This window comes from Cupriavidus sp. 01L46 (assembly GCF_056399905.1).
In genome coordinates this window covers 1-10,118 of sequence record NZ_JBFTSF010000243.1, presented here as the reverse complement: position 1 = coordinate 10,118, position 10,118 = coordinate 1, and the positions used below count along the sequence as shown (strand labels likewise).

Below are 10,118 nucleotides of genomic sequence, written 5' to 3'. Positions count from 1 at the left end.
CAGCAACTCGGCATTTGCGACGCCGCTTTGAGTCCCTGCAGCCTCCCGCGGTCGGCGAGAGGCGTCTAGTCTTGAGGCGGCAGGGTGAACTGAAACACAGCCCCGCAAGGCACATTGGGGCTCGCCCACAGCYGCCCTCCATGTGCCTCGATGATTAACCGGCAGATCGCCAGACCCATGCCCAGACCCACCGCCTTGGTAGTGAAGAAGGTCTGGAAAACCCGCTCCAGATCTTCCGGCTCCAGCCCGATGCCAGCATCCTGAACGGCAATCAGCACAGTCCCCGATGCGTCGAGGCGCGACCGAATCAGGAGTTCCCGCGGCCGCTCTGCCACCTCTTTCATTGCCTCGATGCTATTCATCATCAGGTTCAGGAGCACCTGCTGCAACTGCACCCGGTCACCCACAACCGGMGGCAGGTCAGGCGCCAGCTCCGTCTGGAGCAGGATTTGATGGCGGCTTACCTCTCCCCGGATGAGACCAATCGTGTCTTCGACAAGAGTGTTCATGTCAAGGCGCGCCGTGACGGCGGCCGTCTTCTTAAGCAGCGCACGCATGCCTCCAATCACTGCGCCAGCCCGATGGCCATCCTGAACGATGCGCCCCAATGTATCTCGCACCTCGGCCAGATCGGGTGGCTGGCGAGCGAGCCAGCGCAGGGCCGCATTGGCGTTGGTCACGATGGCGGCCAACGGCTGGTTGACCTCGTGAGCGATCGTGGCGGTCAGCGCGTTCAACGTCGTCACGCGGGTCACGTGTGTCAGTTCGGCCTGTGCCTGGTGCAGCGCTACTTCGGCGCGCTTGCGCTCGGTCAGATCAAGTACGAATGAGACACCCTGGTCCCCATTCTCCTCGAAGGTCGCACCGCCCATCAGGACGGGTATCCGACTGCCGTCCTTGCGGAAGAACTCCTTCTCGAACGGCGGCAAGGTTCCGTTCAGCCTAAGCTCTTGGACCAACCGTGCATCGCGCTCGCACCAATCCGGGGGCGTCAGGTCCGTCCAGCGCAAGGGGGCTGAGGCGAGGTCCTCGCGGTCGTAGCCCAGCATGCGCAGGAACGCGTCATTGGCCTCGATGATTCGGCCATCGAAGTGCCAGATAAAGATTCCGATGATGTTGGCCTCAACCAGGCGCTGGATCTTCGCCTCGCGTTGCGCAAGATCCCGGTACAAACAAGTAATCTCCAGCGCGGCCGCGGCCTGCGAGGCGAGCATCTTCAACACGGCAGTCCGGCTCGGCGCGAAGACGCGTGGCGCGAGGTTGTTCTCGAGATAGAGCACCCCGATGAGCTTGGCCTGCGTGAGCAACGGCAGGCAGAGAATCGATCGGGAATGATGCCGCAAAATGTACGGATCGGCGGAAAATGGCTTCTGTGTCGCGGCATTGTCAAGAATGACGTTCTCGCGGGTGCGCAGGACATAGCGAAGTATCGATACCGGCAGGGCAGTCGCAGTCACGCTCTCGTCGCGAAGCTGCACCGTGACAGTATCGCCACCGGTCGTAGCCTCTGCGGCGACGCGCTGCTCGGCCCCTCGGAGCAGGATCAGGAGCCCCCGTTCCGCGCCGGCCTGTTCAATCGCGGTGCGCATGAGGGTGTCGAGTAATTTGTCCAGGACGATCTCGCCCGACACCGCCTGCGACACGGCAATCACGGTGGCGAGGTCCAGGTGTTCGACCGGCGCCCCGATCGTCGTCGTCGCGGGCGGCCGCTCTTCCCCCCAGAGGTGCGGATACATCGCATCGAGTTGCCGTACCTTACCGCCGGCGCCCCAGCGGAGATAGCCATGGCGGGCGTCCTCCAAATAGACGCGGGCAATTTTCTCKAAGCCACGTGCAGCATAGAATCGCCCGGCCAACTCGTTGGCGAGTGCCTGGTTATGGATGAAATGATTGTCCCGGGCGGCGCGGATGGCCTGCTCGTAGAGGTCCATTGCATCAACTTCTCGCCAACCTAGGCGGGCGATTTCGGCGCCAACCAATGTGGCGCGGTCCTCGAAATTCTCTGGGCAATGCTCGGCCCAGATCAGGAGCTGGCGATGATGGGCGGCCAATGCCTCCAGGTGCTGGTTCCGTTCTGGCGCGGCGGACGTGCCGCAACACCCGGCCCGCGCCAGCGCGGCGTAAAAGTGGTATTCCGCCTGCTCGAAGAACGATGGCGACGTCCAGAGAAGTTGTTCAGCGCTGTCTGCCGCCGTTATCGCAGCTGCGTAGTCGTCGGCGAAGAACCGTGCCTGCAATTTACGGATCCAGTACCAGCAGGTGGCGAGCGCGGGGACTGGAGCCTCATCCAGATACCGCTCAAACTGCTCCTCGTTGAAATCGGCATCATTGAAGAAGCCGAAGGTCGGCGTCAGGCCGCGAAGTGTTCGGGCGAATTGAAGCTGGGGGGCAACCCGGTCGACAACGAGAGCGAACCGCACCTCGCGCGCGAAGCCAATCGTGGCCTCGGCCTCATTCTGCACCTCGGCGAGCGGATCGCCGCAGGCCAGTAAATGCGTGATGAGGTTGTTACGCGCGAAGGACGTGAAGGTGCGGTCGCCGAGCTGGTTGGCTACGTCGAAAGCGCGCCGCACCAGGCTGCGTGCGGTACGCAGGGGGCGTGTCCATTGCATCACATGCCCCCCAAAAACCTGATAGACGCGGGCCTGGAGCCGGTCCAGCCCGCGCTGCTCCACCAGGTTCAGACCGAGCTGGCCGAAGCGGAATGCGGCCTCGTAATCGCCGGACTGAGGCCCGAGGATCATGCCGAGCCAAGCATAGCCGAGGCACGACGCGTCGCTGTTGCCATGCTCAAGGCTGAGGTTCGCCATCCGGCCGATGATAAGGGCGCTCAGATTCACGTCGGTGTACCAGGCCGGCGGCATGAGAGCGGTGAGGACGTCCATCGTCCCACACGCGACCGCATCGGTMATGAGCGGCAAGTCGAGCAGCGCGTCAATTGGGCGGTCGCCAAGCTGCCGCCATATCCGGTCGTGTTCCTGTTGGACCTCCTCGTTCGTTGGATGCGCCGAACACTGGACGCCAGCGCGGTGCAGGTAGTCGAGGCCCACCTCGACGGCGCGCTCACGCTGGCCAAGCGCCAGAAACAGCTCCAGACGCAGTTGCGTGACGGCGGCCAAATCGGGGAGGCTGGTGGCGCGGCGCGCGAGCTCGGCCAGGCGCGATTCCGCCGCAGCCGAGGCGCCGGTGAGAAATTCGCATTCGGCACGATGGAACTCGAGCGCGAAAGCAAACTTGGGCCGGTGCTTCCAGGCGTCCCCCTGCACGAGCGCTGCACCGGCGGTGAGGAAGGTCAGCGCCGAGGCGTAGGCCGTGGACGCCTTGGCGCGCTGGCCTGCGAGCAGATTCAGCTCAGCTACTTGCTCCCGCTCCTCGGCCGCGGTGATGAGGTCGGCGCCGCAGTTGAGCTGGCCGACGATATCGAAGACACGCTCCGCTATTGCCTCAGGCGGCGTGCCCGCGGCGAGCCGTCTGCCAATAGCGAGGTGCGCTGCCGGCCGCGCGCCTTCGGGAATCAGCGCGTAGGCCGCCTCCTGGATACGATCGTGCAGGAATCTGTAGGTATTTCCCAAACGCAACACAAGTCCGGCGCGTACCGCCGGCCACAGAGCTGCGTCCAGCTCCGCCTTGCTGGCATCCTGGACCATGGCCAGGATAGCAATCGTCGCGTCATTGCCGAGACACGCCAATTGCTTCAGAGCGTTGCGGGTCGCCGCGGGAAGGCGCCTCAGCTTGACGAGCATGAGATCGGCCACATTGTCGGTGAATCCCTTGGCCCGAATCTGCTCAAGGTCCCAAGACCAGCGCGCGCCACGATGATCGAAAACGAGCAGCCCCTCTTCGGTCAGGGCGGTGAGGAACTGGATGGCAAAAAATGGGTTACCGCCGGTCTTCTCCTGCACCAGGCGGGCCAGAGGTGCGGCGTCCCCTGGTACACAATGCAAGGCATCGGCGACGAGTCTGCTTACATCGTCGAATCCAAGGGGGGAAAGTGCGATGTCATTTACCCGCCCTCCGGCCTGGCGGATTGCCGACAATCGCAATAGCAACGGATGTCCGGGCTTGACGTCGTTATTCCGATAGGCTCCGATAAGCAGCACGTGGCGTACCTCCGGCTGGGTCGCCAGATACTCGAGCAGATCAAGTGTTGCCGCATCCACCCACTGCAGGTCGTCGAGAAAGAGTGCCAGCGGATGCGCGGGTTGGGCAAAGACGGCAAGCAAGCGCTGGAAAACCATCTGGAATCGATGCTGTTCGTCGCGTGGCGGCAACTCCGGAACCGGCGCCTGCGGCCCCAGAATCAGCCCGAGTTCGGGTATGAGCGGCACCATGAGGCCGCCATTCGGGCCAAGCGCCTCCGCCAATGCAGCGCGCCATGGCGCCAGGTCGGCCTCGCTCTTGCCCAGTAGTGAGCGGATCAGATGCTGGAAAGCCTGTGCCAACGTCGCATACGGGATGTCTCGCTTGTACTGATCGAACTTGCCCGAGGCAAAGAGGCCATTCCTGAGAGCCAGTGCGCTGCGCAACGCAAGCACGACTGAGGTCTTCCCAATACCGGCGTAGCCGGAGACCAGCACAATCTCTGGCGTGCCCTGGGTCACCACCCGATGGAAGACAGCGAGCAAGGTCTCAATTTCGCGCTCCCGTCCGTAGAGCCGTTCCGGAATCAACGGCCGATCAGGGAGGTCATGCTCGCCAAGCGGGAAGGAGTCAACGCGTCCCAGGCTCTCCCATGCGGTCAGGCTGCGCCGTAGATCGGCCTCCAGCCCGGCTGCCGTCTGGTAGCGCTCCTCSGCCGTCTTGGCGAGCAGCTTCATCACCATGGCGCAGAGCAAGGCCGGGATCGACGGTACCCGCTCCACCGGCGGCACTGGCTGCCGGGCGAGATGGCTGTGCAACAGATCCATCGGGTCGTCGGTGGCAAACGGAAGCACGCCCGTGAGCATTTGATAGAACGTGACGCCGAGCGAATAGAGGTCGCTCCGCGCGTCGATTGACCGGTTCATGCGTCCGGTCTGCTCGGGGGCCATGTAGGCCAGCGTGCCGGCGATCTCTCCCGGTGGCGCCCGTAGCTCGCGCGACAGGCGCGAGGCAATGCCAAAGCCCGTGAGCCGCGCCTCGCCAAGGGCATCGTTGACCAGGATATGGGCCGGCTTGATGTCCTTGTGTATAAGCCCCCGCTGGTGGAACTGGTCCAGGCTGCTGGTGATGCTGATGGCCAGGCAGAAGAAACGGCCCATCGCCATGGGGGCGCCCAGTAGCCGAGCAAGCGGCTCRCCGCCGGGGTCCTCAAGCAGCAAAACAGTCCGACCATGTTCCCGCACAAGCTCTAGCGGCCGTACGGCCCAACTGCCGTCCAGCTCATCCTTCAAGCCGTATTCGTGTGCGAGGCGAGCGAGGCTAGAGGGCAGCGGGTGCTTGGCTGCGGGCCACACGGCCAGCACGGCCTTCGGTTCGCCATCCGGGCCGAGGCGCCAGCCTCGACCCACAACGCGATCGCCGTCCTCCCATGCGACCTGGAAGCCGACGCCCGTCTCAGTGCCGAAGGAAAACAATGAGTTCATCTGCCGTGCTCTACTCTCAAGTCGGTAGCTATCTTTGGTGTTTCCGGACCGGATGCGTCAGACATAATGCCTCTGCAGCTGTCGTACCGGTGAGCTGGCCAGGGCGACCGAGCGAAGCAATTTTGCCACGGGCTACGCCTTAAGGGTCCGTGTGGCTGCCTCGCATCACATTTCATCCGTCGGGCATGCCGTGGAGCCGGAGTCACAGTCATCAAAGTGACATAGGAATCGTGCCAATTCGTGCCATTGAGGCCGGTGCTTGAAGCGTATTTCGCAGCACTGGGCACCGCCACCATCGTGGTTGAACCCGACTATATCGATCGCGACTATCTCGAGGATTACGCAGCGTACTACGATCGCTGTTATCGCGACTGTACATCGCGCGAACGGCTTTCCMGTGCTTCCTCTCCATATCCCCTGCCCGCCTCTTCACACCTTTGATTCTCTGGCATCGAGGGGAGTCACCAAGAGGCGTTCCACCGCGCGAGGCTTCACGGCAGATCCAGCAACGATTCGCGCAAAACCGATTTCTCGCAATGGAGCGTCTTGGGGGAACGCGCGTATTCTTTATTCGCCGGTCGCCGTGGCGGGAAAGACGGAGCCGGTTGCTTGCGTGCCGCGGGCCGGCGGCAGCGGCGGAAATTGCATGTCGGCGTAGCGCACGAAGCGGGTCTTGCGCACGAGGCGGTAGCCCAGCCAGATGGCGAGGAAGATCGGGATGCCGATATAGGTGGCGGTCACTGCCACCCAGTCGATCTTGCCGTCCATGAAGGCCTGGTAGTTCTGGCCCAGGGTGACGATCAGGCACAACGCAAAGGCAAAGATCGGGCCGTACGGGAAGAAGGGCGAGCGATACGGCAGGCGGGACAGGTCCAGCCCTTGCGCGACAAAGCCGCGGCGGAAGCGGTAGTGGCTGATGGCGATGCCGAGCCAGGCGATGAAGCCGGTCATGCCCGACAAGTTCAGCAGCCACAGGTAGACCGACTTGCTCTCGAACATGGAGGTCAGGAAGCACAGCGCGCCCACCGCGGTGGTGGCCAGCAGTGCCGCCAGCGGTACGCCGTTGCGCGTGAGGCGTGCGAAGATGCGCGGCGCGCGGCCTTCGGTCGCCAGGTTGTAGAGCATGCGGGTGGAGGCGTACATGCCGGAGTTGCCGGCCGACAGCACGGCGGTCAGGATCACCGCGTTCATCACCCCGGCGGCAAATGCCAGTCCCGCATGGCGGAACACCAGCGTGAACGGGCTCACGCCCACCGTTTCCACATCGCTCTTGAGCAGGCTGGGATCGGTGTAGGGAATCAGGATGCCGATGATCAGGATCGCCAGCACATAGAACAGCAGGATGCGCCAGAACACCTGGCGCACGGCGCGCGGGATGTTCTTGGCGGGATCGGCCGATTCACCGGCGGCCACGCCGATCAGCTCGGTGCCCTGGAAGGAGAAGCCTGCGATCATGGCCACGCCGATCATCGCCGGCAGGCCGCCGACGAAGGGCGCGTCGCCTGCCGTCAGGTTTACCAGCCCGGCCGGCACGCCGCCCGTATCGCCGTGCAGGATGCCGAAGATCATCAGCACGCCAATGACGATAAACGCGATCACCGTCACCACCTTGACCAGCGCGAACCAGTATTCGGCCTCGCCAAAGCCGCGCACGGAGATGGCGTTGAGCAGGAACATCAGCATGAGGAACAGCGCGCTCCAGAGCAGCCCGGGCGTGTCCGGGAACCAGTATTGCATCACCAGCTGCGCCGCCGCCAGTTCCACGGCGATGGTCACCGCCCAGTTGTACCAGTAGTTCCAGCCCAGCGCGAAGCCGAAGCCTTCCTCCACGTAGAGCGCGCCATAGGTGGCGAACGATCCCGACACCGGCATGTACGCCGCCAGCTCGCCCAGGCTGGTCATCAGGAAGTACACCATGGCGCCGATCAGGATGTACGCCGCCAGCGCGCCGCCCGGGCCGGCCTGCGCGATGGTGGCGCCGGAGGCCACGAACAGCCCGGTGCCGATCGAGCCGCCGATGGCGATCATGGTGAGATGGCGCGCGCGCAAGGTGCGGCGCAGGGCGGGGGGCGGAGGGTGGGAGACGGGTTGCTGGCTGGTCATGGATAAGAGAATTTGGAGCGCGGAAGCCGGATGCGCCGGCGTGGCCCGCAATGACTGACGCCGCCCGCATCCGACCGGGCCCGGCCAGTGCAAGGCGGGATGCAAGGCAATACATTTACCGGCTGGTACATTGGGCGGCATCATAAGAGAAAAAGCCGCCTGGCGAAAGGCGCGGGGTGGGGCCGCGGCAGGTTTTGCGCTGGTTGCAGTGCGGCATGGCTAGAATCTGGGGTTTGCATCCTCGCGGTATCCGGACCGATCCTCATGAACCTGCCCTTCAACGACAGCTATCTTCTACACATCGCGCTTAGCGTCGGCATCGTGCTGGCCGGCATGCTGGCCGTGAAGTTCATCAACCGCTTTTTCCAGAGCCGCCAGCAGGCGGACAAGGACAACCGCGGCAGCTATCGCACCTGGACCGTGGCTTCGCGCAATGCGGTCGCCGCGGTGGTGTTCCTGCTGCTGCTGGGCATCTGGGTGTCCGAGCTCAAGAGCGTGGCGATCTCGCTGACCGCCTTCGCGGTGGCCCTGGTGATCGGCGGCAAGGAACTGGTGATGTGTTTCCTTGGCGCCTTCCTGCGCATGATGGCGCGCCCCTTCCAGCTTGGCGATATCGTCGAGATCGGCMCGCATTCCGGCGAGGTGGTGGACATGGACGCGCTCACCACCACGCTGGTGGAGATTGCCGGCGCGCGCCAGTTCACCGGTTCCACGGTGCAGATTCCCAACAGCATGTTGCTGACGGTCGCCGTGCGCAACCACTCCCAGGCCGGCAAGTACACCCTGGACACGCTGCGCATCCCGTTGCCCGAGAAGAGCGACCCCGACCGCGTCGAGGCCGACCTGATCGCGATCACGGAAGAGGTGTGCGCCGGCTTCCTGGCCGAAGCCCGGCACAGCCTGCAGGAGTACGGCGGCTCGCGCTTTCTCGATCTCTCGCAGTTCGAGCCGCGCGTGATGTTCGAAGCCATGGCGGCGGACCGGCTCGATGCGCTGGTGCGGTTCCCGGTGCCGGTGGGCTCGCGGCTGTCGATCGCGCAGCAGATCCTGCGCAAGTACCACCAGCGGCGCAACGCGGAGCCGGTTGCTGCGGCTGCTGTTGCTGTTGCTGCGGAGCCGGCGCCCGCGCAACAGGGCAAGGCGGCGCCGCATTCCTGATCCTCGGGCGCCCGGACGGKCGGCAGGCCGAGGGCGGCGCTGTTTTATGGCTTCACTGAACGGCGTTTCGGTTGTATGGTAGCCGTGCCGCCGCCCTTGCCGGGCCGGGAATCGTAGCGAATTGTGCCAAGCAAGATCGAACAACGAGGAGACCCATGAAAGCCGCTGTCCTGCATCAACCCAAGACCCCGCTTGTGATCGAAGACGTCGCCATTGGCAAGCCGGGCCCGCACGAGGTGCTGCTGCGCACGGCGGCGGTAGGCGTTTGCCACTCGGACCTGCATTTTCTAGACGGCGCCTATCCCTTTCCGATGCCGGTGGTGCTTGGGCACGAGGCGGCCGGCGTGGTCGAGCAGGTGGGTTCCGAAGTGCGCACGGTCAAGCCCGGCGATCACGTGATCACTTGCCTGTCGGCCTATTGCGGCCATTGCGAGCACTGCCTGACCGGCCACCTGTCGCTGTGCGTGGAGCCCGACACCAAGCGCCGCGAGGGCGAGGAGCCGCGCCTGCTGGCGGCCAAGGGCGGGCCGATGAACCAGTTCCTGAACCTGTCGGCCTTTGCCGAGCAGATGCTGATCCACGAGCACGCGCTGGTGGCCATCCGCCGCGATATGCCGCTGGACCGCGCCGCGCTGATCGGCTGCGCGGTGACCACCGGCATGGGCGCGGTCATCCACACCGCGCGCGTGAGCCCGGGCGAGACCGTGGCCGTGATCGGTTGCGGCGGCATTGGCCTGGCCACCATCAACAGCGCGGCCATTGCCGGCGCGGGCCGCATCATCGCGATCGACCGGGTGCCCGGCAAGCTCGAGCTTGCCAGGCAATTCGGCGCGACCGATGTGATCAACGCGGCTGACGTGGACGCGGTGGAAGCCGTGCGCGAGCTGACCCGCGGCGGCGTGCACCATGCGTTCGAAGCCATCGGCCTGAAGCAGACCGCCGAGCAAGCCTTCTCCATGCTGCGCCGCGGCGGCACCGCCACGGTGATCGGCATGATCGCGCCGGGCGTGAAGATCGAGATCAAGGGCACGGACTTCCTGGCCGAGAAGCGCATCCAGGGCTCGATGATGGGCTCCAACCGCTTCCCGGTGGACATGCCGCGGCTGGTTGATTTTTACCTGTCGGGCAAGCTCAAGCTGGACGAGCTGATCTCGCGCCGCATGCCGCTGGAGAACATCAACGAGGCCTTTGACGAACTGCGGCGCGGCGAACTGGCGCGCTCCGTGATCATGTTCGAGCACTGAGGCCCGGCGACGGCAGCCTAGGCCGCCCGGCGACGGCAGCCAAGGCCCC

4 protein-coding genes are annotated in these 10,118 nt (G+C 64.6%); 2 read left to right on the top strand and 2 right to left on the bottom strand.

The features are described 5' to 3' along the window. Positions 1-65: 65 nt before the first annotated feature. Together AC1DS3_RS29590 and AC1DS3_RS29585 are read right to left on the bottom strand one after the other, a co-directional pair. Entirely contained in the window at positions 66-5,564 is a 5,499-nt protein-coding gene (locus tag AC1DS3_RS29590) for a trifunctional serine/threonine-protein kinase/ATP-binding protein/sensor histidine kinase (RefSeq protein ID WP_477128507.1), read from the bottom strand. Positions 5,565-6,131: 567 nt separating this feature from the next. Beyond that, on the bottom strand, positions 6,132-7,667 hold the full coding sequence (locus AC1DS3_RS29585) for an amino acid permease (protein WP_441641228.1): 1,536 nt from the start codon (positions 7,665-7,667) through the stop codon (positions 6,132-6,134). Positions 7,668-7,931: 264 nt separating this feature from the next. Here AC1DS3_RS29585 and AC1DS3_RS29580 point away from each other — a divergent pair, with 264 nt between their 5' ends. Both AC1DS3_RS29580 and AC1DS3_RS29575 read left to right on the top strand, forming a co-directional pair. Further along, the gene (locus AC1DS3_RS29580; protein ID WP_477128506.1) at positions 7,932-8,825 is read left to right on the top strand and encodes a mechanosensitive ion channel family protein; all 894 of its coding nucleotides are present in this window, start codon (positions 7,932-7,934) and stop codon (positions 8,823-8,825) included. Between the two features lie 155 nt (positions 8,826-8,980). After that, complete coding sequence (locus AC1DS3_RS29575; RefSeq protein ID WP_150985147.1) at positions 8,981-10,069, top strand: Zn-dependent alcohol dehydrogenase; 1,089 nt, start codon at positions 8,981-8,983, stop codon at positions 10,067-10,069. The last annotated feature ends 49 nt before the right edge of the window (positions 10,070-10,118 follow it).